Origin of the sequence: Luteibacter aegosomatissinici, from assembly GCF_023078495.1 — a bacterium.
Taxonomy (GTDB): domain Bacteria; phylum Pseudomonadota; class Gammaproteobacteria; order Xanthomonadales; family Rhodanobacteraceae; genus Luteibacter; species Luteibacter aegosomatissinici.
Window position 1 is genome coordinate 2,384,248 of the sequence record NZ_CP095742.1, and the last position, 23,465, is coordinate 2,407,712.

Annotated in this window: 28 protein-coding genes and 1 pseudogene; 11 read left to right on the plus strand and 18 right to left on the minus strand. The window is 60.8% G+C overall.

What is annotated here, in order from left to right; translation table 11 throughout:
- Window positions 1-82: 82 nt before the first annotated feature.
- The 9 genes and pseudogenes from L2Y97_RS10715 to gntA form a co-directional block, all read right to left on the minus strand.
- Window positions 83-694, minus strand: a complete 612-nt coding sequence (locus L2Y97_RS10715; protein WP_247436464.1) for a flavodoxin family protein — start codon at window positions 692-694, stop codon at window positions 83-85.
- 44 nt (window positions 695-738) lie between these two features.
- A complete protein-coding gene (locus L2Y97_RS10720; RefSeq protein ID WP_247436465.1) occupies window positions 739-1,641 on the minus strand; it encodes an SDR family oxidoreductase in 903 nt (300 codons plus the stop codon).
- A gap of 90 nt (window positions 1,642-1,731) precedes the next feature.
- Entirely contained in the window at window positions 1,732-3,813 is a 2,082-nt protein-coding gene (locus L2Y97_RS10725) for a catalase (protein WP_247436466.1), read from the minus strand.
- Window positions 3,814-3,936: 123 nt separating this feature from the next.
- Entirely contained in the window at window positions 3,937-4,089 is a 153-nt protein-coding gene (locus L2Y97_RS10730) for a hypothetical protein (protein WP_247436467.1), read from the minus strand.
- Between the two features lie 526 nt (window positions 4,090-4,615).
- On the minus strand, window positions 4,616-5,113 hold the full coding sequence (locus L2Y97_RS10735) for a YciE/YciF ferroxidase family protein (RefSeq protein ID WP_247436469.1): 498 nt from the start codon (window positions 5,111-5,113) through the stop codon (window positions 4,616-4,618).
- Between the two features lie 1,187 nt (window positions 5,114-6,300).
- Window positions 6,301-7,407, minus strand: a pseudogene (locus tag L2Y97_RS10740) (glutathione-independent formaldehyde dehydrogenase); the annotation flags it as partial.
- Between the two features lie 13 nt (window positions 7,408-7,420).
- Entirely contained in the window at window positions 7,421-7,555 is a 135-nt protein-coding gene (locus tag L2Y97_RS22360) for a hypothetical protein (RefSeq protein WP_256452091.1), read from the minus strand.
- A gap of 121 nt (window positions 7,556-7,676) precedes the next feature.
- Entirely contained in the window at window positions 7,677-8,261 is a 585-nt protein-coding gene (locus L2Y97_RS10745) for a DUF1989 domain-containing protein (protein WP_247436475.1), read from the minus strand.
- Complete coding sequence (gene gntA, locus L2Y97_RS10750) at window positions 8,258-8,944, minus strand: guanitoxin biosynthesis heme-dependent pre-guanitoxin N-hydroxylase GntA (RefSeq protein ID WP_247436478.1); 687 nt, start codon at window positions 8,942-8,944, stop codon at window positions 8,258-8,260. Before gntA ends, L2Y97_RS10745 begins: the two co-directional genes overlap by 4 nt.
- Before the next feature lie 253 nt (window positions 8,945-9,197).
- Between gntA and L2Y97_RS10755 the strand changes: the two genes are divergently transcribed.
- From L2Y97_RS10755 to L2Y97_RS10775, 5 genes are all read left to right on the plus strand, one after another.
- Window positions 9,198-9,374, plus strand: coding sequence for a CsbD family protein (locus L2Y97_RS10755; RefSeq protein ID WP_247436480.1), 177 nt, complete (start codon window positions 9,198-9,200; stop codon window positions 9,372-9,374).
- Window positions 9,375-9,903: 529 nt separating this feature from the next.
- Window positions 9,904-10,278 carry a DNA-binding transcriptional response regulator gene (locus L2Y97_RS10760; protein ID WP_247436483.1) on the plus strand — a complete coding sequence of 125 codons (375 nt, stop codon included), beginning with the start codon at window positions 9,904-9,906 and terminating at the stop codon, window positions 10,276-10,278.
- A gap of 103 nt (window positions 10,279-10,381) precedes the next feature.
- Window positions 10,382-10,570, plus strand: coding sequence for a DUF3606 domain-containing protein (locus L2Y97_RS10765; RefSeq protein WP_247436486.1), 189 nt, complete (start codon window positions 10,382-10,384; stop codon window positions 10,568-10,570).
- A gap of 201 nt (window positions 10,571-10,771) precedes the next feature.
- A complete protein-coding gene (locus tag L2Y97_RS10770) occupies window positions 10,772-11,260 on the plus strand; it encodes a pyridoxamine 5'-phosphate oxidase family protein (RefSeq protein WP_247436487.1) in 489 nt (162 codons plus the stop codon).
- 668 nt (window positions 11,261-11,928) lie between these two features.
- The gene (locus L2Y97_RS10775) at window positions 11,929-12,204 is read left to right on the plus strand and encodes a hypothetical protein (RefSeq protein WP_247436489.1); all 276 of its coding nucleotides are present in this window, start codon (window positions 11,929-11,931) and stop codon (window positions 12,202-12,204) included.
- A gap of 98 nt (window positions 12,205-12,302) precedes the next feature.
- Here the strand turns inward: L2Y97_RS10775 and L2Y97_RS10780 are convergent, their stop codons facing one another.
- Together L2Y97_RS10780 and L2Y97_RS10785 are read right to left on the minus strand one after the other, a co-directional pair.
- Window positions 12,303-12,515 carry a hypothetical protein gene (locus tag L2Y97_RS10780; protein ID WP_247436491.1) on the minus strand — a complete coding sequence of 71 codons (213 nt, stop codon included), beginning with the start codon at window positions 12,513-12,515 and terminating at the stop codon, window positions 12,303-12,305.
- Window positions 12,516-13,501: 986 nt separating this feature from the next.
- Window positions 13,502-13,831, minus strand: coding sequence for a hypothetical protein (locus L2Y97_RS10785; RefSeq protein ID WP_247436493.1), 330 nt, complete (start codon window positions 13,829-13,831; stop codon window positions 13,502-13,504).
- 123 nt (window positions 13,832-13,954) lie between these two features.
- Here L2Y97_RS10785 and L2Y97_RS10790 point away from each other — a divergent pair, with 123 nt between their 5' ends.
- Window positions 13,955-14,302, plus strand: a complete 348-nt coding sequence (locus L2Y97_RS10790) for a hypothetical protein (protein ID WP_247436494.1) — start codon at window positions 13,955-13,957, stop codon at window positions 14,300-14,302.
- Here L2Y97_RS10790 and L2Y97_RS10795 read toward each other — a convergent pair.
- Entirely contained in the window at window positions 14,299-14,703 is a 405-nt protein-coding gene (locus L2Y97_RS10795; protein ID WP_425492840.1) for a low affinity iron permease family protein, read from the minus strand. The two genes, L2Y97_RS10790 and L2Y97_RS10795, sit on opposite strands and share 4 nt — an antisense overlap.
- A gap of 117 nt (window positions 14,704-14,820) precedes the next feature.
- Between L2Y97_RS10795 and L2Y97_RS10800 the strand changes: the two genes are divergently transcribed.
- Window positions 14,821-15,297, plus strand: a complete 477-nt coding sequence (locus L2Y97_RS10800) for a DUF421 domain-containing protein (protein WP_247436496.1) — start codon at window positions 14,821-14,823, stop codon at window positions 15,295-15,297.
- A 2-nt stretch (window positions 15,298-15,299) separates the two neighbouring features.
- On the opposite strand, the gene L2Y97_RS10805 is transcribed toward L2Y97_RS10800, so the two are convergent.
- Both L2Y97_RS10805 and L2Y97_RS10810 read right to left on the minus strand, forming a co-directional pair.
- Window positions 15,300-15,557: a hypothetical protein gene (locus L2Y97_RS10805; RefSeq protein ID WP_247436498.1), complete on the minus strand. Its 258-nt coding sequence runs from the start codon at window positions 15,555-15,557 to the stop codon at window positions 15,300-15,302.
- Window positions 15,558-15,671: 114 nt separating this feature from the next.
- Window positions 15,672-16,055 (minus strand): response regulator, encoded by a 384-nt coding sequence (locus tag L2Y97_RS10810; RefSeq protein WP_247436500.1) that lies wholly within the window; start codon window positions 16,053-16,055, stop codon window positions 15,672-15,674.
- Window positions 16,056-16,185: 130 nt separating this feature from the next.
- On the opposite strand from L2Y97_RS10810, the gene L2Y97_RS10815 reads away from it, so the two are divergent.
- Window positions 16,186-16,482 carry a hypothetical protein gene (locus tag L2Y97_RS10815; RefSeq protein ID WP_247436502.1) on the plus strand — a complete coding sequence of 99 codons (297 nt, stop codon included), beginning with the start codon at window positions 16,186-16,188 and terminating at the stop codon, window positions 16,480-16,482.
- Window positions 16,483-16,576: 94 nt separating this feature from the next.
- Window positions 16,577-17,083, plus strand: a complete 507-nt coding sequence (locus L2Y97_RS10820) for a DNA-binding protein (protein ID WP_247436504.1) — start codon at window positions 16,577-16,579, stop codon at window positions 17,081-17,083.
- A 201-nt stretch (window positions 17,084-17,284) separates the two neighbouring features.
- On the opposite strand, the gene L2Y97_RS22530 is transcribed toward L2Y97_RS10820, so the two are convergent.
- Genes L2Y97_RS22530 through L2Y97_RS10830 form a run of 3 tightly spaced genes read right to left on the minus strand, consistent with a single transcriptional unit; the run spans window position 17,285 to window position 20,414 of the window.
- Window positions 17,285-18,280, minus strand: a complete 996-nt coding sequence (locus tag L2Y97_RS22530; RefSeq protein ID WP_425492841.1) for a TniQ family protein — start codon at window positions 18,278-18,280, stop codon at window positions 17,285-17,287.
- The gene (locus L2Y97_RS10825; protein ID WP_247436506.1) at window positions 18,277-19,209 is read right to left on the minus strand and encodes a TniB family NTP-binding protein; all 933 of its coding nucleotides are present in this window, start codon (window positions 19,207-19,209) and stop codon (window positions 18,277-18,279) included. The genes L2Y97_RS22530 and L2Y97_RS10825 overlap by 4 nt, the downstream gene beginning before the upstream one ends.
- A complete protein-coding gene (locus L2Y97_RS10830; protein WP_247436508.1) occupies window positions 19,209-20,414 on the minus strand; it encodes a Mu transposase C-terminal domain-containing protein in 1,206 nt (401 codons plus the stop codon). Before L2Y97_RS10830 ends, L2Y97_RS10825 begins: the two co-directional genes overlap by 1 nt.
- Window positions 20,415-20,720: 306 nt before the next feature.
- Between L2Y97_RS10830 and L2Y97_RS10835 the strand changes: the two genes are divergently transcribed.
- Together L2Y97_RS10835 and L2Y97_RS10840 are read left to right on the plus strand one after the other, a co-directional pair.
- The gene (locus L2Y97_RS10835; protein ID WP_247436509.1) at window positions 20,721-20,885 is read left to right on the plus strand and encodes a hypothetical protein; all 165 of its coding nucleotides are present in this window, start codon (window positions 20,721-20,723) and stop codon (window positions 20,883-20,885) included.
- Between the two features lie 873 nt (window positions 20,886-21,758).
- Entirely contained in the window at window positions 21,759-22,058 is a 300-nt protein-coding gene (locus tag L2Y97_RS10840) for a hypothetical protein (protein WP_247436511.1), read from the plus strand.
- A 711-nt stretch (window positions 22,059-22,769) separates the two neighbouring features.
- Here the strand turns inward: L2Y97_RS10840 and L2Y97_RS10845 are convergent.
- A complete protein-coding gene (locus L2Y97_RS10845) occupies window positions 22,770-23,324 on the minus strand; it encodes a potassium channel family protein (RefSeq protein WP_247436513.1) in 555 nt (184 codons plus the stop codon).
- Window positions 23,325-23,465: the final 141 nt, after the last annotated feature.

Here is a 23,465-nt window from a genome sequence, read left to right on the forward strand (position 1 = left end):
ACATGAAGTGTGAGGCGCCGGTGCCGGGGATGAACAGGAGCGTGAACCGCTTCCACCTTCACTCGCCGATGCTTCAGAACATCTACCCTTGTAGCGCGGGGTAATTATTAGCCTTGAGCACTCCCGCCAAGTGCGCCGCGTTCGTCGTCAAAGTCGCGATGGTTCTAGCGACCTTCTCCGGAGTGCCCGGCAGGTCGACGTAGTTGACATCACTCATGGCCTCGCCCACCCAGTAGGCGGAGCTGCCTGCGGGTATCGTGAACCCCACATCCGCGAGGGCCTGATAGAGCTCGGCGGTGACATGGTGGGCACCGTCCTCGTTGCCCACCACACCCACGATCGCGACTTTGCCGAATGTCGGGTACCGGCCGTCATCACCGATGTCGCCCAGAATGGCATCCATGCGTTCGAGGACGCGTTTGGCCACGCTCGACGGCTGGCCCATCCAGATGGGCGTCGCCATGACCAGGATATCGGCGGCCATCATGCGAGCACGGAGCGCCGGCCAGTCGTCGCCGGCACCTTCATCGTGCTGGACGCCCGGCTTGATGTTGAGATCAACAACGCGAACGCTATCGGATGTCACACCGTGCTGACCCAGACCGGCCAGTAACTGGTCGAGCAGCTTCTGGCTGGACGAGGGCTTGGGAGATGCCGACAGCGTGCAGTTCATTCCGAGGGCAGTTAGGGCCATGACTTTCACTCCTGCGGAGAAATGAGATTAGCAAGCGGTGATCGTTATGGCAGTGGATTGCCGCCGGTCACCCCATAGGTTTCCCCCGTCACATAGCTCGACGCATCGGAAGCGAAGAAGACATACACGGGTGCGCATTCGACTGGCTGCCCGGGCCGTTTAAGAGGTACGTGCGAACCGAAGTCCTTCAGCTTGTCCATGGGTTGGCCGCCTGATGGCTGCAAGGCAGTCCACACCGGGCCGGGGGCTACGGCATTGACGCGAATGCCGCGTTCGGCGACTTGTCCGGCAAGGGCCTTGGTAAAGGCCACGATGGCGGCCTTGGTTGAGGCGTAGTCGAGCAGGATGGCGGACGGGTCGTAGGACTGGATACTCGCCGTATTGATGATCGTGCCACCCGCAGGCATCACTTCGAGCGCCGCCTTGCATAGCCAGAACATGGCATAGACGTTCGTCTTGAACGTGGCGTCAAACTGCTCGGTGGTGATGTCTTCAATCGATTTCTGGTGGGTCTGCTTGCCCGCGACATTGGCGAGGATATCGAGGCCACCCATGACCTCACTCGCTTGCTTGACCAACGAGCGGCAGAACCCTTCGTCCTTGAGGTCGCCAGGAATACCCTTCGCGGTAACGCCCTCTTTTTCGATCAACTGGATGACTTCCCTCGCATCTTCCTCTTCGGAAGGAAGATACGTGATCACCACATGGGCGCCCTCCCGGGCAAAGGCGATGGCAGCCGCACGGCCGATGCCACTGTCACCACCGGTGACCAGGGCACGGCGGCCTTTCAACCGCCCATGCCCCTCATAGCTCGTCTCACCATGGTCCGCAGGTGGCTGGAGCTTGTGAACCGTACCCGGTGCCGACTGCTTGGGTGTATCGAAGGGCGGCCCCGGATACTTCGTCGTTGGGTCGATGAGAACAGGTGCAGTCTTCGCGTCGGTCATTGCCGTGCTCCGATGGAGAAAACATCGACCCTAGCGGCCAACGTGTGCGAGGCATGTCCACGCGAAGGCCCAAACTCTTCACCCTATCGTTCACGGCAGGGTTCGGACCTTGGCCTCCCGCTCGAAGTACCGGCCCTTCGCACCGTCGATGAAGGCGTTTACATCCTTCGCCTGGATAACGCCCTCGTCCGCGTCCAGGCCAGTGACGCCAAACAGCGCCTTACCGCCCGCGTCCAGGGCGATGGCCTTGAGGTGCCCATAGGCATCGCGAAGGAAATCCACGGCGGCGGCTTCGGCCTGCAGGGCCTTGGCACCCTCGGCACTGAGAACCACGGCCACGGCATCAAAGTTGATGGACGGCGTACCGGCGAGTTGCCCGTCGGCGGCAAGTAGCTTTCCATCGGATAGCTTGGCCCCGCCGACTTTGGGCGCAACGATTTTCACCGTGGCCTTTGCACCCTCCAGTGCCTTACGCAGGGCTGCCACAGCCTTCGCATCCGAGCCATCGTTGACAAGGATCCCAACGACTCTTCCCTCGAGTGTCCGCTTCATCTTGCCGATGATTTGCAGGGCTGGCGAGGGCGCCATGTCAATGACGGGCGCCTTTGCCGCAGGTGCCGCCGGCAGCTTCGCCAACGCAAGACCTCCGGAAACGCGGCGGGCGAGGTCCTCATCGATATGGCGCAGATGACCAACGACCGCTTCGCGCACATGCTGCGTCTCGACCTTGGAGAGTTCGAAGGTCAATGCAAGGGCGATATGGGCTTGCTCATACGAGCTCTGGCTACGATAGAACAGCCGCGCCTGGCTGTAGTGGTCGGCGAAGGTCTCCGCACGGATGCGTCCTCGCGCGCCGGACTCTTCCCCCGGATAGCTCCGGAAGCCGCGGGATGGATCTTCACTCGGCGCATCGCCTTGCAGCGAGCTCGGGTTGTAAGCCACGCGCCCCTTGGGTACCTGGTGCTGCATGTGGGCATCGCGCTGGTGGTTCGCAAACGGGCACTTGGGGGCGTTGATGGGCAACTGGTGGAAGTTGGGCCCGCCGAGCCTGGAGAGCTGCGTATCGAGGTCCGAGAACAGCCGCCCCTGCAAGAGGGGGTCGTTGCTGAAATCGATACCAGGCACCAGATGCGAGGGACAGAACGCGACCTGCTCGGTCTCGGCAAAAAAGTTGTCGGGCCAGCGATCGAGCACCATGCGACCGATGATTTTCAGGGGAACGAGCTCTTCCGGAATGAGCTTCGTTGGGTCCAGGTGGTCAAACGGAAACTTGGCCGCGTCCTCTTCGCTAAACAGCTGCACGCCAAGCTCCCATTCAGGGAAATTGCCCGCCTGGATGGACTCAAACAAGTCACGGCGGTGGAAATCGGGATCGGCGCCGGCCAGCTTGACCGCTTCGTCCCACACGGTGGACTGCAAGCCCAGTTTCGGCCGCCAGTGGAACTTGACGAAGGTGCTCTTGCCACTTGCATTGATGAGGCGGAACGAGTGGATGCCGAAGCCTTCGATCATGCGCAGTGAACGCGGAATGGCGCGGTCGGACATCGCCCACATGACCATGTGAAAAGCTTCTGGGGTCAGCGAGATGAAATCCCAGAACGTGTCGTGCGCGCTGGCCGCCTGCGGGAAGCCTCGGTCGGGCTCCATCTTCACGGCATGGATGAGGTCGGGGAATTTGATTGCATCCTGGATGAAGAAGACCGGGATGTTGTTGCCAACCAGGTCCCAGTTGCCCTCCTTCGTGTAGAGCTTCACCGCAAAGCCGCGCACATCGCGTGGCGTATCGACCGAGCCGGAACCGCCTGCCACAGTCGAGAACCGTGTGAATACCTGCGTTTTCTCACCGACCTCGGTGAGGATCCGAGCGGTGGTGTAGTTCTTCAGCGATGCCGTGAGCTCGAAGTACCCATGCGCGGCGGATCCCCGCGCATGGACGATGCGCTCCGGGATGCGCTCGTGATCGAAGTGGGTAATCTTTTCCCGGAGGATGAAGTCCTCCAGCAACGTCGGACCCCGCTCACCGACGCGGAGCGAGTTCTGGTCGTCACTGATGGGGGTGCCTTGGTCCGTCGTCAGCTGTGGATGGATACCGCTTGCTAGCTGATGGAGCTCATCGGCGTTTCCGCGAGTTTCCTTCGCGGGCTTCGACGGCGCTTTTGCTTTGCTGACCATGGCTGACCTCGGCTGGTGTTGACCACCGACCTTGCGCATTCCGATGTCTACGCCAGGTCAGTGAGTCACCATGGGGCTTGGCACACTTTATGCGCCGGAGGCTAGCGTTCGCGATGCAGTGGCTTATCCGCCCTTCTGCGTGTGGTTGTCTTCACCCGTGCCATCCTTTGCATCGCCCGATGCGTCGGTGTCCCTTGGCCGGGTGGGGTTGCGCGGATGCTCCGGCACGTCGTTCTGTCCGGGGTGCTTTTCCGGTGCGCCTTTTTCGTTTGCCATATCCGTCTCCCATTGCGAGACGATAGCCTTCTCCTCGGCCGCTGAAGGAGGGGTGTCGTTCACGTGACGGGGCTGTGCAGCACGTTTGCGATCAGGCGGGCCTATTTGTATGTGAATAATTATTGTCGCCGCCATCCCGGGCGCATTTAACGCCGTCGGTGGAGGTCCCGATCAGATGGGGTCTGCGCGTTGGCTGGGCCGCGCTCTTTTTGCACCTGCTTGTCAGGTAGGGGCTTTTCCCCCACCCCGTCGGGCGATGGGGGATCATCGCCAGACCCCGTGGGGTCTACGGTAAGCCCAGTGTGACGTGTCTTGTCGGGCATCTTGCGAGACGCCAAACCTGCCGGCGACGTTGAGGGTTTGTCTGAATCGCCCCCTACTCTCACGCCGAGCCGAGGGTGCCTTCCATTGAGGGCACGGCAAAGACAGCGACGCATCCGACGCGGGTCAGGATCGCGAGCCAAAAGCCACATACGCTCGTGTATCGCCATCGGCGGCAGCTTTCCCGGAATGACGGTCAGCCAGTTCATGCCGCCCTCGCATCTTCATTTACCCGGGTCAGTGCGATCGTCGTAAGCTTCTCATTGGCCGCTTTCTCCTCGTCCAGCGTTTCAGCGAGAAGAACGGCCGTTTCGTGGTCCGCCCCAACGATGTCCGCAACGGCGATCAATGTACCGTACGCCGCTATTTCGAAGTGTTCGATCTTCTGAGCGACGGAGATGAGCGCAGCGTCCCGCACGGGCCCCTCCGGGATCTGTTCAACGAGATCCTGGCAGTCTGCGATCAGCCCCTCCATGGCGGTGCACTTCACGCGCTCCGGCTTTACGGTGCTCAATTCAAGGATGCGCTCCAAGCGCTGTACCTGATTCAGTGTTTCCTTCTGATGGTCCTCGAACGCGGCACGAAGCTCTCCAACGGACGCAGCGTCAGCCATCCTCGGCAACGCGCGGGACATCTGCTGCTCAGCACTCAGCACCTGAGACAATTCCCGTGCATACAGATCGATCAGTCGAATATGTGGCATGTCGTTCTCCATCGGGATAAAGAACCGAGGCAGCCGGCAAGGCCACCTGGTATCGGGTTATTACGGATGGGCACGCAAGGGGAACGCAGTCAGGAGCGAGCGCGGATGCGCGAAGGCAGAGTAGCCCAGCGGCCCCGAGACCGAACCACCCAGTCGATCACGGGGGCCTTTTGGGGAGACGGCTGGGGGTAGAAGCCGCCCGGAAAGGCAATTGCATCGTCACACATTGCGTGTGAGACCGACGTACCAAGTTTCGGCACGTATCGTCACTCAAAGGCAATTACTCTGCCAGATAACCGAAAAAGTCGGCGAATGTGGCAGATCTGGTTGAGCTTGATCAGTAGGATTACGCAACGCGCGGTGTCTAGCTATATGGACCGACCTTCATGCAGTCAGCACGCCCCCGCCCTAACTCTTTTTGCTAGGCCGTCTGCTCGGACGGCGCCTGCGCCTCGATGATCTCACCTTGGGCGTGCACGACCCAGCCTTACGTCGGCGGCGAAGGCGCCATCGCCATCACATCCTTGAGCGTCGGGATGGTGGTTGGTAGGTAGCCGTGGAGCCTCGGCTGCCAGGCTGACGCTCATTTCCCTAGTTCGTCGCGCGATCCGATCATTGCCGCGGTTTCGCCAGCGAACTGGGCTACGCCGTAGCCTGGTGAGGCGAATCATTGGATCAAGATCTTAAGAATAAGCCGTCGGCGAACGTTGACGAGCATCCCTACATAGGTCGTGGATACGAGACCTGGGACAATCCTACCCGTCCGTTTCGGACACAGGCAGGCTCCGCAGCGAAATTCCGATCTCTCGCCTCTCTGTGATCGCATCGAAGGCGATGCGGGGTGCTCATGGATACCCCTTCGGTCACTTGCCGGGGTGGAGAACGACTTTCGTCCACCCGTCTTTACGGTCATCAAAATGGCGGTAGGCCTCGGGGGCCTCGTCCAGCGACAGCTGGTGAGAAATGATTTCTGACGGGGTGGCCTTCCCCCGATGGATCAGTTCCCGCAGGCGACGGTTGTAGCGCTTCACATTCGCCTGCCCTGTGCGCATGAACTGGCCTTTGAACCAGAAGTTGCCCATGTCGAACGCAATCTGTCCTTCTTTCGCGAGAGCGTCTTCCCCACCAGGGTCTTTTGGAACGAACACACCGACCACGCCCAGACCGCCCGTCGGCCGTACCGAAGCGACCAGGTCATTCATAGTGGCATTGGGCCGTTCGTGGCCGTGGTGGTCGTGGCACTGGTAGCCGACGCATTCGCAGCCCCGATCAGCCCCGCCCTTCGTGAGTTCAAGAATCTGGTCGATGTGGTCGCCCTTGGAGTCATCGATGGTGGTGACCCCGAAATTCCGGGCCAACTTCAAACGGTCGGGGTGGCGATCGACGACAATGACCTGGGCCGCGCTCTTCAAACAAGCTGACAACGCTGCCATAAGTCCGACGGGACCTGCCCCGTAGATGACGACGCTTTCGCCGGGTTGCAGGCCAGCAAGCTCGGTGGCATGCCAGCCCGTGGGAAAGACGTCGGACAACAGCACGTAATCGAGTTCTTTTTCCTTGACGTCTTCCGGCAAAACGAGGCAATTGAAGTCCGCATAAGGCACGCGGAGCAGCTCTGCCTGCCCGCCACTGTAGGGACCCATGTCAGCAAAGCCGTAGGCCGCGCCGGCACTGCCCGGGTTCGCCGTCAGGCAGAATCCAGTTAGCCCCGCCTCACAGTTCCGGCAGAAGCCGCACCCGATATTGAACGGTAAGACGACCCGGTCGCCGACTTTCACGCGGTCGACGGCCGGACCGACCTCGATGACCTCGCCCAGGTTCTCGTGCCCGAGAATCTTGCCCTGCTCCACGCTGGTCCGTCCTTCATACATGTGCAAGTCCGACCCGCAGATGTTGGTGGTGGTGATGCGCACGAGCACGTCGGTCGGTTTCTCAATCCGGGCGTCAGGAACATTCTGGATGGCGACGTCTCTGGGGCCGTTGTAGACCAGGGCTTTCATGGCTTCTCCGCACAGCGAGTGATTGCTCAGCGTGACTGGCTGAGTAGAAGCAACATGTCCCCGACAGGTGAAGTGATGTGCACACGGGTGAAGGCAAACCGTGTCGGAAGCACAATCATTAGCGGCAATCCGATTGGGCCTACCGGACGCCCCCGTCGCGCTTCGAGGCCTCATCCATCTTTTCCTCACCTTTTCCGATGGCGTCGTCCCGGCTGTCTTGCTGTGGCTTGTCTTTCTTTGCGACGTAGTTGAGGTTGCGGTCCCCGAACTGGGCCAGTGGGCCTGGTCAGCCATCACCGCTCTCTCCTCAGCCTTGGTCTTCGTCGTTGTGTTCCTGCTGCGGAGATTCCTTCTGGGCAGGTTTTTTCTCAACGCGCTTGTCGACCGATTCATCGTATTGATGTGGGCTGGTGTCTGCATGCCCTTTCTGTTCATCGCTCATGTCGTTCTCCCGTTGCTGGAGAGACCACGATGGACCCGTCCATGCATGCGAAACGTTCAGTCTTTCCCCACCAGCCGTCACCCCGTCTTGAAGGGCGTCGGGCCAGGACCGGCAGTACACTTCATTCGATGCGGTATGAGATGGGCTTGAACCGGAAGTTGTTTGAAAGCCCGGCAGAACAAGCCGTCAGCCCGACAATGAGGTCAATCTGGGCAATGAATGTCGTCGAATCGCCTGCCTTGCTCAAGGGCGGCTCGACGGATAACGCGCCGGTCTCACCATTGACCTGGACGTTCATGAACACATTAAACGCGGTGGGGATGCGATCGGGCTCGATGCCGAAGGGTTCAAGTGCCTCAGCAAGATTGCCAAAGCATCCCCGATGCGGTTCCGTGTGCCCATAGAGCTTCGCAAACATCTCCCTTGAGCACGGCGCCAGAAGAAAGTCGTGGCGGCCTACATCATCGCTCTCAATGACCAGCATCGGCGTGCTTCGGTTCGAATAAAGGGCGTCACCCGTCGTCAGGAGAAACCTGCTTGCATAGTCTAGTGTGCGCCCACTCGACAGCCACTCGCTCGTATCGTCTGCATTGAAGGCGACGAGGTCACTGACTTGTTGTCCCTCAGGGTCGATAACCGTCAGGCGTTGGCCTTTTTTCACCAGAAATGCGGTGCCACTTTGCGGCGGGATAATGGTCGTCGTCACGCGGTCTCCCTGTCGGTCTGCGGGTGGACAGCTGCAAACGGACAATGCCATTCTCCAGTGATGTGCCGGCCGCTGTATTGAATGGCCTCGGAGCTTTCGCCGTGGACAGCGAGCATGGGATTCGCCGAGCCGTTGCGCGCGATGTCCTCGTCGATGATGGCGGCCTTCAGCCGCTCGTAGCGGCCTTCCTGCCTCAAGTATTCAAACTGACTGTGAAGGTTAAAGACGAGTGCAGGATGGGCAAGCCGACGCGCGGGCCGCGACGCCCCTGGATGCAGGCCCACAACGTAAAAGGCCTTCCCGCCAATGCTCATGCTAAAGCCCGGGTCATCCGCATCGTCTGACACGGAGGGGTCCCAGGCGTGGGCGCGCGCATCAGCCTCGTGGATGCCCTGCAATCTAGCAAACAGCAGGTCTTCGAACGCGTGCTCTGGCACCGGGTCGGAACCTTCAAAATGCACAACGAGGCTTCTAAAAGTGTCTTCTGGTTTGTTGTCGGTTGCGAACCGTGCAATGCCTTCGGCCAACACTTGGTCGTCGGCTGGGCACGCCATGTGACCGGCGAAAAGGTGGTCGACGAGATGGCGTCGCTGGGCCGTGCGGCCTGCAAAACAGGGAAAACGGTCGCCCTCGACGAGCTGTTCAAACTCACGGAGTGTTTGTGTGTGGTGGTTGGTCTTCATGGACCGAGCATGGTGGCCCGTCCGTGAAGCGCTGAGGCAGGTCCGTTGAAGACCCCTGTGATGTTGGTGACGTCAACGGGCATCGTGGAGTCACCTGCATTTCATTGATGTATGCGCACGCAGATCATGGCTTGGTGGCTCGCTTGCACGTGACGACAGACAGACACGGGTGAATATCACCTCCACAGCCCCTGCACGGCTGCCATCACACCCTCACTCCACAGTCGCCACACCAATCACCGAGGGCTGCACCATGGACAAGAACCGTACTGAAGGCACCAAGCACGAAGTGAAGGGCGCCGTGAAGGAAGTGGCCGGCAAGGTCACCGGCGATAAGGCCAAGGAAGTGAGCGGCAATATCGAGAAGAATGCTGGCAAGGTTCAGAAAGAAGTCGGCAAGGCTGCCGATGACGCCCGCAAGGACCACTGAGCCAGCCATACTAGAAAAGCCCGCAACTGCTCGTTGCGGGCTTTTTCTTGGGCGGGCTATCGATGGGTAAACGGGACACCAGTTTGCGCTGCCTCCGCCTCATTTCCCCTGGCGAGAACCGGGAACGCCGGTCAGGCAGACAGCGGGGACGCTGACGTCTGGGAAGGTCCCAATACAAGGCCGGTGTCCGGAAGCCCGGTCGCTGGCACGCCCAGGGTGGCAACCGTTGCCTTCGCCAAGTCAATCGCACAGCCCATGGCCTCCGAGTAGGCAGTAAACCGTCTGGCAATGAGGCGATGGTGGACCACGGTGCCGTCGGCCCCGGAAATCACATAGGAGGCGGCATAGCCTCGCCCAGGCAAAAGTTGGACGTCGACATCAATCTGGTAGGGGCTGGGGGGCATGGGTCAATCGCGCTCGATGGGACACTTCCATCTTGCAAGATGATTTGTGAGGCGCGGGTGCACGGAATCCTATCGCCCGGTACGCTCGCCCGCCGTCGTCTCCTTGCATCTGGTAAGGTCCGGTCATGTCCCGCCAACTCCTCGCCGTGGTCATTGAACCGAGTACCGCCCTCGCCCAGACCGTGGCCGAGGTGCTCGGGCAGCGTGGTTTTGAGACATTGACCGCCTCGACCCATGCCGGGGGTGCCCGCCAGGTCGAGCAAGTCGCCCGCGTTGATTTCCTCGCTGCGGCGGTGCCCGCCCCTGGCGAGGACCATGCCGGCGCCTATCTCGAAGAGGCGCAAAAGAAGAATCCCGGCATGAACGTCGTGGTCATGCTCTCCGACCCTGATGAACCGGCGGACGATGCCCCCAAGGGAGCCGTGCGCATCATCAAGCCCTTCAGCCGTGATGAGCTGATGGCCGCCGTCGACCGTGCCATGGAAACGAAGGGCGTTTAGGTCGAACGGCTTCACGTCAATCACGGGCCCATTGAGCCCTTTTCAATCGTCTGTTGACATCGCGCTGGGCAGATTCCGGCTATCGAGAAGACCGGGATTCCTCGTGTCCGACCATTTTCACCGTGTCACCCACATCGATCCGGATGACCCCCACGATGTCGCTCTCTGGGCGCTAGTCCTCGATTTGACGCCAGCCACGGTTTACGCGGCTGTGGCCGAGGTCGGCACCGACGCCGCAAACGTGCATGCGCTTCTGAAGGGCAAGCCGCCCCGTCCCAAGACCGACGACTAGGAGTCAGGCGAACACAGGGGCTCGGTGTTCGTGGGAGACCCCTGTCCAGCCGTTCAGCCCAAGTAATCGCTGCCGAGAAGCGCCACGGCAAGGGTCTGCTGTCCGTTTGCGCGGCCACCTAGTCTTCCAAGGGTATGCGCTGCGTTGACACCTACTTGAGGGCTCGGGTGCCAGCGTCAGGTTTTGCCGGAGGACACTGCCATGAATCAGCGGGAAGAGAACCACGAAAAAATCTGGTCGCTCATCAAGGACGCCCGGGTCGCGATGCTCACGACCACCCGAAACGGTCGGCTCTACAGTCGGCCCATGGTTGCCTCACAAAGGCATTTTGACGGCATCCTGTGGTTTTTCACCCGAAAGAGTTCTCCCAAGGTCGACGAGGTTGCCGGCCACCATGAGGTCAACGTGGCATACGCCAGTGCCGAGGAAATGAGCTTTGTCTCCCTGGCCGGACGTGCCATCCTTGTCGATGACGTTCACGCCATCGATGAGCACTGGAATCAGTTCGTGGCGACGTGGTTCCCGGGCGGCAAGGACGATCCGGACGTTGCCCTGCTCCGTGTCGATATCGAAACTGCCGAATACTGGGATGCCCCGTCGTCGAAGATGGCCGTGGCGTTCGACTACATCAAGGCACGGGTGACGGGCTCCCAGCCCGACGTCGGTGACCACGGCAAACTCGATGTGTGACCCGTTGTGAGAAACCGCCTCTCTCACGACAGCAGAGGCAAAGCCCACCTAAGCGGCGAGAGGTAATCACCATCCGGCTGAACGCGCCCACTAGGCGCGTACGGTCGGCTTGGTCAAAACAGGCGCACCGTGGGGCATGCCTGAAGGGTTCAACGCCAGTATCGACCTTGGGCCACCACGCCTTGGTGACCGGCAAGCCAAGGTCTCTTTCAGACCCGCGGACTCAACGGCGGTCCTCGGTTGCCAATCTCTGGCTCGTCCATGCCGCCCGACCGGCTCCACGGCATCTTCGCCGGGACAGCCTTTCCCGACTATCTGGCCCGTTCCGTCGAGCACATCAAAGGGTGCTCGCATGTTTCGGTTCGACGAGCCTCATCCCGGTGCCACCCTGGCGACCGACCATCTGCTGGACGAGCGCCCCTCGTGGGTCACCCCATAACGGGGTACCGCCCCCATGCGCCGACTGAAGGACGACACCGTCCAGCCTGTGAGGTCTGACCATGCGGCCACGGAAATGCAGACCGTGGCCGAGCATTTGGCCCCTTCATCGAAAGCGGGCAACCGACGCCCTTGTTGCGCTCGGCCAGCTGGCGTATCAATTCGCTCATGACAACAGCGCGCTCTTTCCACCCCCACCGCTTCGGCGCTAGACCACCGGTGAAGTCCTGATGGCAACCGCCCGCCCCCGCCCGCGCCAGGGATTGCTGCCCGATACCGTTCAGCTCAACCGGCGGGGCAACCTGCGGCTGTTGCTCCAAGACCTCGAAGGCGAAGGCATCGAGTCCTTTCAGCTCATCGATCAGGTGTTGGGCCTTGAGGCCGGGAGCATTAAGGTCATCCAGAAAGGGGCCTACATTACCGACGCCATGGCCCGGGAAATCGAGTGGTCGATGAACCTGCCCAAGGGCTGGCTCGACCGGGGGCCGAGGGCGCCGGAGATCTAGCCGGCGCGCGCATGCCTATGCCTCAGTGGAGAAAGGCAAACAAGTGGCCCGGTGGCAGAGCTTGGCAAGGAACACAGCCCCTCCCGAGGTTCCCGTACCTATTCCCGCACCACGTGCCAGGCTCCGCCCGCGTCTTCCTGGAGGACCGTCACATCGTCACCCATCTCCTCGATGGCTCGCGCCCGGTCACATGCCGCATGTAGGGCAACAAGCCCGTCTGTGTACGACTCGCCATCCTTGCCGTCGACCGACACGTGCCAGGTCCGCGTGTTGTGAGCGGGGTACATGATGTAGATGCGCACATGCGCCATTGATGACTCCAGACGAAGGCCAGTGGCGGACACCGCCATCAATAAAAAGCCCCTGCGCAGGACAGGGGCTCGGGTGGCACGGTCTGGGGGTGGAAGGCCGTGACACAGTGCGCATGGTCGGGGCCGGGAGGTCACGGTTTCGTGATGATTGCGCACGGCATGCAGACGTGTACCGGAGGCCTTGCATGGATGAGTGCGATGCAACTGGAAGGCGTACTTCCGCGCCCTGTTTCTAGGGGATGATGTGACCTCAGGCACGTGGCCGAGATTGAGCCGATGGCTACCCTTGGACGGCCACTCGTGAGAATCGCACTAGCCTCCTTTGCGGAGGCTCCCCTACTGACCATGGACGGACACCGGCCTGCGCTCCTTCCCGGGGCGCAGGCCATTTCCTGCCTCTCCCTCCAGCAGCCTGCTTCTCCCTTGCATCTGCCTTCGTTCTCGGATTTCGGGCGTGCCACCGGGCGGTGGCGGTACTCCATCGGGATTGACCAGAGGCGGGTCATCCACCGGCCTGGGCCGGCTAGGGTCTTCCGCCGGGAATCCCGGCGTTCCGGGGAGATCCCGATCGGGATTCTCGGGCGGCGCCTTGCCGGGGTCGACCTCGGGCGACGGAGGCTTGCCCGGTTCGGTTGGGTCGGGCTTCGGAGGGGTGCTGGAGGCAAGAAGAGGGTCGATGGCGCGCATGGCGGTCTCCAAGGGTTTCGGTCACCTTCCTTCTATGCCCGTGACAGCGAAGCGGTCCGCCCGTCGTTGGTGCGTGACCAGGCCCCCTTCCTTGCCCCTCCGCCATAGGCGCCGGGCTGCCGCAGCTAGGTGACGAAACGGCCTCGGCGTCGGCGACGACTGGAGCGGCGTGGGGTCATGGCCCTCACCGTCGGCTGGCTGGACACCGACGGCCTCGACAATCTCGAGCGCATGCCGCTCGACGAGATGCATTGACGATGGGGGGCGAGGTGGGATGGAACCGGTGCCTCGGGGGCGACTCATACCCCGTGGGGCTGATTTGCCGATTCGCGCAAGCGTTCGTCCATACGCACCTGGGTAACGCGCTCGATGAGCGACCGCAGGGCCTTGGTCAGCTCGCGTGGGTCGCCCGGCTCACCGGTGACCACCACCCTGTCCTCTTCGACCGCTAGCGCCACGAGGCCTCGCGATTTCTTCAGGTGCTGGGCTTCGCGCTCAAAGACCCTCACCCAGTTCGGCGTGGGGACGGTGTCGAGCAGGGCCACGAGGGGCGTGTCGGCAGGGACCCGGCCAGCATTCAGCACAGGGACCTCGAATCCGACCACCCTGGGGTAACGGGAATGGGGCATGACGAACATCACTGTAGGCGCCAGAACGTTCACGCAACATGACAGACTTGGCCTTCGTGGGATTTCCTCCAAGATTTGCCTGTTTTGCGCATGCAGATCGCGCCCGGCTGGACCACATTTTAAGTGTGGGCAATATCGGCAAAGGGCATCAGGCACCTGCAACAGATTCGACGCTGCAACCTCTCGCGCATCCTCACAGTCCTGGAAGTCGCCGGTGTCACCGATGCCTGCGCGCACGCCCGCCTCCTCGGCAATGCGGTCACCGCTCGCAAACTCAACCGGATGATGTTTGCCAGCCCCATCGGTTCCCTGGCGGCGCGGGCCGTTGAGCATGCCGCGGGACTCCCCCTGGGCTGGATGGACAGCTCGCAATGCAAACTGCCGTCCCCTCGCACCCTCGGGCCTGCTGCATTGCTGTTCCATGTGGGTAACTGCCTGCCGATTGAGGCCGCCGATGCCCTGCTCAACTAGGCGCTGCTGTCCTCGCCCCCACCGGCCCCCTGCCTCGCAGCCTTGGCCTTTTCAAGGTAGGTGTTGCGGATGCGGTCCAGCTCTTTTTCGTCCAGTTGCTCCAAATCCAACAAGGCCTCATTCGTGCCCTTTAGGGCATTGATGATTTCGTCGAGCTTGATTTGCAGCGCTTCCGTGTCCCGGTTCTGGCTCGCCTGAATCAGGAACACCATCAAGAATGTGATGATGGTTGTGCCCGTGTTGATGACGAGCTGCCACGTATCGCCAAATTTGAAGATGGGGCCACTGGCGGCCCACACAATGACCACGCCCAATGCGAGTGCGAACGTGACCGGCTCGCCAGCGGCCTTGGACACTGCCATCGCCATGCGGGTGAACCAGCTTTGCGGTGCGTGCGCCATGGGGGCCTCGCAGGGCGACGGCGACACATCGGCGCCACGCCAGATGGGAAAGGATGGCGCGACGGTAGGCTTCCCTTTGCGCGTTGGGTGTGAAGGAGCTGGCCGAAGGAGCACCCCATGAGCGATGTATTGACCCTCTCCGCCCCTTTGTGGACGTTTCTGGTCCGCGGCTCCCTCACCTATCTCGGATTGCTGCTGCTCATGCGGTTGGCTGGCAAACGCAGCTTCGGCGAGCTGTCCGCGTTCGATGTGGTCGTCATCGCACTGGCCGGCGGCACGCTACGCACCGCCATCATTGGCGAGGACCAAGGGATGCTGGGCCCGTTTCTCGGCGTCGCAGGCATTCTTGTGACCGACAAAGCCATCGCCTGGGCGTCCGCCCGAGCGCCGTGGTTCAACCGGGTCATGGAAGGGTTTCCGACCCTGCTGGTGCGGGAGGGACAACGCGACCGCGCCGCGATGCGCAGCCAAAGCCTGACCGATGCCGCCTTGGACCGAGCGCTACACGCAGCCGGCCTTGAGGACGAGCGGGAGGTGGTCATCGGGCGCCTTGAGCCCAACGGCAAAATCACTCTGGTGCGGCGCGCGCGCTGACGCTATCCGCGCAGGAAGCCCAGCAGCTCGTTCGCTTCCTCCTCCGTCACCGCATCGGCCTCGACCAAAAACACCACGCGACCTTGGGTGGTCAGGTCCTTCAAGACGGTAGGCCCCTCGTGCCAGCCGTCGCCTTCCACGTGTCCGCCCATGGTCAAGAATCCGCTTTCGACCGAGCCCACTGTAAAACCGCCGGCCCGCTCAATGAGCGCCATGCGCAACTCATCATGGAACCACAGTACTTTTCCAAGCATGCGCACGAACCCATCGGTGCCGGTGGGGAATCCGGCGTCCCCCTCTGTTTCGGCGCGGGCTGTCCAACATTGAATCGACCGTCCTCACATTGGTGAAGACCCTATCGGCGGGCGGTGGCGTTACGCCCGAGCTGGACCCGTGCTCAACTCCTGCAGGGCCGCGACGACCGCGCCACCGCCCATCGGCTTTTCGAGCCGAGGCACATGCGCATATGCGGCAGGGATGCGCTCGACACTCAAGGCGGTCACGAACAGGCAAGGTACGCCCCGTTGTTCGAGGGCGTCAAAAATGCCGTAAGAAGTCTGCCCATGCACATCGATATCCAGCAACGCGCCGTCTAAATCGCCCTCGCCCTTCAACGCCGCTGCGGCGTCCACCAAATTGGACACCGGGCCGCACACTTCCGCTCCTTGGGACACCAAGAGGTCTGCCAGTGCGCTGGCAATCAAATAGTCGTCTTCGAGGACCAAATAGCGGCGACCGACCAAAGCTGGGGTCTGCATCGGATATCGCTCCTGAGATGAGCGGATTACCAGTCTGTCCCACTGAGCCGCTTGGCGTGTAAGCATGGGGTGATGGGGCAGCACAAACTGCGCTAAATGACCGGTTTTGTCATATTTATGGGGGACACACATGCGCCACACTGCACGCATGGCTGAAAACGATGCCCACATAACCGTGTTCACCCTCGAGGAGGAAGGGGATGCCCTGCGCGAGGCGCTGCTGAGCCACGACCTCACAGAGGTCCGGTTTCGAGCTCGAGAAATGGCGCGCCTGGCCCTCGTCCTTGGTCTGACATCCGTTCAACGGGCAGCGACACAGGTCATCGACCAGATGGGTCCCGAAGGTTCTTCACCGCAGCGGGGATACGGAGCCGCCATCTTCGCGCTTTCCGATGCACTCCACACGGTGGAACGACCCCAGCCCTGATGGCCACGGCATACGTTCGCGTCACACGGTAGCGCAGTACGCTGCGTGCTGAAGCATAGGTCCATCCACTCGCTTCGCTGCAGGAGAATCTGCCATGCCCGAGAAAAAGACCATCGCGAAAGCGGCCAAAGACAAGCGCGAAGGGAAGTCGGCCTCGACACAAGCGGGTGAGTTCGTGCACGAACAAATCGAACACATCCGTAAAGGAAAGCACGGCGCTCGCTCGACGAAACAAGCCATCGCCATAGGCCTATCCGAGGCGCGCCGGGCTGGTGTTATAGCCAGACCATCCAAGTCGGCGAGCAAGTCGACCAAGAAAAAGGCGGCCCAGGACACTGCTGCTGCCAAGAAACGCTCATCGGGAACCGCCGCCAAGAAGTCGACCGCACGCAAACGCGCCACGACGAAAGCGCTCAAACGCGAAGGCACGGCTGCCGCATCCAAGCGCGCATTGTCGGCTCATGCAAAAAAGAGTGCGGCCAAGCGCACATCGGCAAGTAAGTCGGCCGCGGCAAAAAAAGCCGCAAAGACGAAGGGGCCCGCGGTACGGAAGGCTGCGGCAAAGAAAGCTGCGCGGACTCGCGCCAAAAAAACTTCCTAGCCGCGATCGGACTCGGGCGGATACCCGCGATAACGAGCCCTAATCGTATCGTCCACTACGCGCGCAGCTCGAAATTGAGCGGATCAACAGGCGGGCGCCACAGAAATGACCAATTGTGACGCCCGCTCGCCGCTAAGAAGTTCCCACCCCATGAATCGTGCGACCGCTTGACATGGTGGCAGCTTAGCCAACGCTCTTCCGCTAACCGCGCGAACGTGTACGAGCACGCTCGACCCAAGCCAGCCGGTCACGTTTAAAGGCTTCGCGGAGTCGGCGAAGTCGTCGACCAGGGCGACGCTTAACCTTACGATACGAGATCATCGGATCGATCCTCTGCGTTATTTGCGTGACTCCTCGAGGTGCAAGTTCGGCTGGGAAATCGGGCAATGTGAGCCAAGCGGTAATCCAAATGGCTCCTCGCCGCCACGAGGGCCTTCCCGCGTGGCGGACGACCTCCCAGGGGCTGCCTCTCCATGGCGGGGCATCGCCGCGGCGTGTCTCAAACAGCGACGCCGGCCCAAGAGCTGAATGAAGCAGTTGCCCCATTGTTGGGGAAGGAACGCCGTCCAAGTGGCCGAGGCAATGACATAGCAGCGCGCGCGCCTGATAGCCGTTGAGCCGCCAATTGCTTGGCCAGGGAAGCCCGCCAAACAAATGCCACTCCATCGTTGCTGCAAAGTCATTAAGCAGGTCCATCAACCATCGGGCATCATCCGTCGAGTGCAAATGACGGCGTTCAAACCACATCCTTTGCATTGGAAAGAGTGGCGCTGCAGCCCACGCGAGGGGATCGTTGTGCCGTGTACATGACAACGAGAACACCCGAGCCCATGCCCGACGGAAGTAGCGCGGCCGTCCAGCTGCGTCGTCCTCAAGCCAGCATGCCGGACAGAAGGCACGCCGCTCGCCTGGCGCGAGCGTGTCCGGCTCATCCGCAACGTGGGCAGCCCGCATTTGGCTAGCCTTGACCTGCATTAGGCGCGCCAACCTGATGATATCCCCGAGCCTAAGAGGCGTTTCCTCCGTTCCTCGTGAGCCGAGCACATCGGTAAACCATCCGGTGCGTTGGAGCACAATGCCGCCATAAACGTGAGAGGCCCGCTCGATGATCGAGTCAATCGTCTCTTGCGGCATGAGTGACTTGATCCACCAGCGCTCGCGCGGCCCGCCATAGCGGTATTGCAGCCAGGCCGTCATGCCGCTTCCTCCTGTTGCGCAGGATCTCCCCGCTGCGATGCGGGCGTTCGGCCACTGAAATAGGCAGGGATTTCGAACTCCGCGCGTTCCAGGTAGCGTTCATCGATTCGTCTCACATCGTCCTCGATCGCCAGCGCAGCGGCGAAGACAACCCGCTCGACGATGATGTCCAGCCGACCGCCGCCGGCTGTGACCAGAAGGCGTTGAATGGCTGGCATCGACAGGCGCGACCGCTCTGGTAGCGGCAGGCACGTCTCTAGTTCATCGAGAAAATTCGCAAGCAGGGGGCCAGTACGCCACGGCGGCAGCTTGATGCTTCGAAATCGCGTCACTAGATGCTCTTCACGCATCATCGCCTGTTGCGCATGTTCGGTCCCCAAGGCCAGGATCGAAATGCCCGCTTCGTTCATCAGATACTTGATCCCTTCAAACGTATTCTCCATTTGACGCGCTGATCGTTTCAGAATGTCCTGAATTTCGTCAATGATCAGCATCCGCACTTGGGCGGCGCGTAGCAGCTCGACCACGAGCTCTTCACGCTCATCGAGCGAGTAACCTGCAACGTGGGGACAACCGAGGGCGCGCAAGGTGCGTGAAAAAACCTTATTAGCCTCGCGCGCATTCGTCATGGTGATTCGAATCACTGGCCTCATGGCGTCAACGCCCTCGCTGTTGCCCACCTCCGGATACCGGCGAAGGATCGCGTTGGCTAGCATGGTCTTGCCAGAACCACCAGCGCCCGAGACCACCGCGCCGCGTGCGCGCACGCGCCCCTTGGAGCGTACAAGCATGTCAGTGACTTTGTAGATCGCCTGGATCTGTTCGTGCTCGATGAATCGGTCGCGACACGTCCAGTCGCTGCGCTGAGGTACGGGCATGGCCATGGCCGCCAAGGCCATCGCATTTAAGTGAGGATATAGGGTGGTCATCACAGCTCCTCCGTACGGACGCTCGCGCGGTTCGGCACGACGAAAGGTTCGTCATCCGAGACGCTCGGCGATGGTGTGGGAAGCGGCTTGCGTTTTCGGGCGCCGCGTCCAGGGACCGGGCGGCACTGGGCAGTCGAACGCGGCTGCTTGCGGGTTTCTGCCCGCGCGTTTAGTTCGATGCCGTCGCTTAACGCAAGTCCTTCGTCAAGCACGGCCTCCAGTTTCAGGGCTTCCTGGGCAGTGTGTGGTGCATGCATCTGGCCCAGCCCCCGACCGGCGACCGCCGGCGCTTTGACCATCACGCCGTCCTCGTCGCGAAACCAGATGCAGCCCGAGAAATGCGGATGAAAGCGCACGAGCGCGACATGTTCGCGACCCACGCTACCTGTCATTGCAGGGTGCCAATAGCGGGTATGGTTATAGGTAATTCCGTCTCGTCGGATCAAGCGCTGCGTGACTGGTAAGAAGTCGAGACGGACTCGTTCTGGATCGGCCCAGACAGGAGGCGTGGTTAGTTCTCCCGATGGGAGGGTCCAAGCACGGTCCCAGGCGACTAGCGGAGCGATGCCCAGGGCGCGGTGGCGACGCACGTGGTAGTACTGGCATATCCGGACTACGAGCCATTCGCGTAGCTCGGCGAGTGTCATGGCTGCTCGCTTCTCGGCCTTGTAGTCGCCTCGTTGGTGCACGTCGCTGAATGTTGTGCCCGGCAGTCCATGCACCAAGCGCATGAGCGTCCCCATGATTCGTTCAATATGGCCGCCGTAGCGAGGCTGGCCTGGCGGCCGAAACTCAAGGGCAATCCCGTGTTCTGCGCAGCCTTGTTCCAACGCGTGACTGCGAAAGTCCTTTCCGTTGTCTGTGAGGACCCGCCTGACCTTGCCATACATAGGCCAACGTCCACTGCGCTCACGGTTTTCGTCTGTCTTCGGCAGCATGGCGTGACTCAAGCACATGGCCACTGAGACCACCGACGGTGCGTCCATTGTCAGATAAATTCCAAGTACACAGCGCGTCGCGATATCCATGGCAACTGTCAGCCACGGTCTCCCCATAACTCGCTTTCGATCCGGGCTAACGATCATAACGTCGACCAACGTGTGATCGATCTGGCAAAGCTCGAGCGGCTCGACCACAAACAACTGGCCTGGGACGGGGTGCCATTTTTCTCGCGCCCGCTTCGCACCGATGACATCCTTGTCCATTAACTCGCCTGACTCAGCGACAATTCTCCGGGCAACGGTGCGGTAGCTTGGCACGGGCCATCGGAGTCGCCGGCAGAGCGAACGCGCGCGTTCGGCGACCTCTAATTGCGAGATATATTCACCGCGCCGGTAGCGACGTTCGATAACAAATTGGATCACTCGCTCAGCCCGAGGGTCGAGGAGAGTCGTGCCACGCTTGCGACCTCCTGGGTTGCGCAAAAGTGACGACGCGCGACGGCAGAGGAGATAGGTCTTTCTCCACCGCTGAATACACCGGTCGGACACCCCGTACTTTTTTGCGAGTGTATGCGTGACAGCACTCGGGAGTTTGCCCAGCTCGATATGTACTTCGAAATCCAGAGCCACCGCCCGGACCCGGGCCCACTCGTCGGGGTGAGCATCCACACGGTCAAACGCAAGCGCCGTGGGTTGTTCCGGCAGGGCGTGCAGCGCTTCGATCGGGACGTCTAGTTGCTCCGCAGTCGCCAACTCGGTGACGAGTACCCTGCCACGGTCACGCACGGCTACTACGCAGACGACGGCATCGCCCCATCCCAATCGTGACCCGGGCGCTAGAGTGATGTGAGCCGGACCCGTCTGATTGCCGCGTGCGGCGGGCGCTAGAGGACTTGCCGCCGCACGGCCGGGACGGACCTTGATCACGTTGCTTGTCATTTTCGTTCTCCCACAGCGGGCCGCCGGCGGCCCTTGAAGGGCGCCTAGCGACGCCCGGACAAAAGCTGCCCGTATGGGCCCCATTTGAGGGGCCAAAACGGGTTGCAACGGGAGGGAGGCTGTGCGAGGCTATCGATACGGGAGCCAATCCGTACGAAATAACCAAAAGGGGTCGCATGCCAGTGCGATCCTTTTTTGTTATCTACAGCCCCCCGGGGCTAGATAATGATCATGTGTGTCTCCGCCGACTGGGAGAGGTTCGCCTCAGGCGATGTAGTGCTTGCAACCTCTGTGGGAGAGCGCGCTTCGCCACCCAGTGGCTTGAGGTGCGGGCAACTGGGCGGAATACTTGCCTGGACGGGCACACCGTCGATCTTCGCAGCGGCACGCGATTGCACGGCCGCATGTGAAGCAGGTGGTGCGGTGAGAGCCGAAGTGTACCCATAACGGCATGCAAGCAAATCCGTCCATGCTTAGTTAGCCTGCCAGACGAAAAAAAAGACCGCAATAAAAACGCGGTCTTTTGGGCGTATTTTTCACGATGGAACTAAAAAACATTAAGGGTTAGGCGTCACCCAAGTGCACATTCACGGCTAATGATCTAAAGATGATGCAAATATGATGCAGCGATGATGCATGTCATCTCGGTGACTCATCACGACGTTGCTCATGCCTCTCATCGATGATTATTTCTGGGGCGGAATGGGTATGGTGAATCTGCTTGAGGAGGAGCGCATAGAAGTAGAGCGCCTTCGCCACGGCCACCTTATCGCCATTCACAACAGACCTTCGCTCGGCTCGGAGTTGCTCGTTAGCAAGCTGAAGCCCGTTAATGCGATGTTCGTTCGATATTTGCCTGGACCTTTCCAGACGAAGCTCGTGTTGCAGGCGAGCCGAACACTCAGCCATTACGCGTCGGGCTATTTCGCGGTCTATGTCGTTGTCTTGAAGTGCCATCCGAGACCCTGAGATCGCTATCGCAGGCCTAATCTTGCACCGGCTTCACAGGCACCACAACCGATCTGGACGTAATACTTGGCGATCGTCACATTCCCCGATGTACGTGCGCTACCGATGTCACGTGCTAGCGGCTGATTCCGGCATCAGCCGTCAAACTGACGCATAAACGCCCCTGAATGACGAAAAGCGCTACCGATTACACGCAAGTGCTAGGCGTCGATACTCGACATGTCCGGCTGGTGACGACGTCGGTTTTGCAACGGCGGCTCGCCGAAGCGGACGTCTTGGATTGAGCTCGGCGGAGACTGGAGGATCGCCAATAACCCTGTCCGGACGAGCCGGTTGTGGTCACTATCGTTGTCGTTAAAAACTAGTTGGTCATTAACCCGGGCGTCAACTTCAAACGACGCCAAGAAAAATGACCAAGGCTGTTTTCGTTCGGCTAGAAAAATCAGTGACCTACCAAAGCCGACGGATCACGTCAGTGGTCCTGGCCGACGACAGAAACGCCCTTCGTGAGTCGCAATCGCCGCTATTCGTGAGTTACCGGCTGGAACAAGTGATCCGAAAGATCCGGCCATTATCCGTTTGTGGGACATGCCTCACGGCGTCCGCCAGGTTTTGACACAAAGCGTGCGGCGTCCGCTGGTCTCCGCTAGAAGCGTCTGAGTTTTTAACTGCGGACCGGCGACTCCTGGCCTGGACGATGCCTGCATTGACTCACCCTTCATGTCCATCGCTCTGTTCCGAAATCGTCCCTCCTCGGAGGAAAACGAGGACGAAGAATACCGAGTGAGCGGTCCCCAGCATGGCTTCAAATATCGCGAGTGCCCTTCCGGGCCCAGCGCTAGGTGCGAAATCGCCATAACCGAGTGTTGTAAACGTCACCGCAGAGAAATAGATGGCGTCACCGCGCGTAGGCCTAACACCACTGGCTGCAGTTGGACCAAAAAGGTCGTAGGGAGCCCAGCCGAAACCGGCGCATTGAAGGATTATCAGCATGGCTATGGCAACGTACAAAAGTACGCTTCCATAGAGTTCGTGCTCACGAATCACCAGCGATTGGGGAATCAATCGAGCGATCCAAAGATAGGCGACGGACGTTACGATAATCAGTACGGAGACGCCCCACTCGGCCGGAGCCTCCGCGGATGAGAAGGGCCAACCATAACTTGCAACGATGTTTGCCACAGTACAGGCGCCGACCGCCAATAAAAGGGGGCGGTGAAACCGAGCAAATTCTGAGGCACGAGATTTAATTTTTTGATACGTCATCGTTTGTTTCGGGCCGTCATATCAACGAAACGCCTTGACGCTGATAAATCCGGCCCGGTGAGGGCCACTGAGGCAGGCGCCGCTCTCGCGGGTGGGTCGACGCCATTGCGGGGGGAGCTGCTGCAGGACCGGCGCCCGATC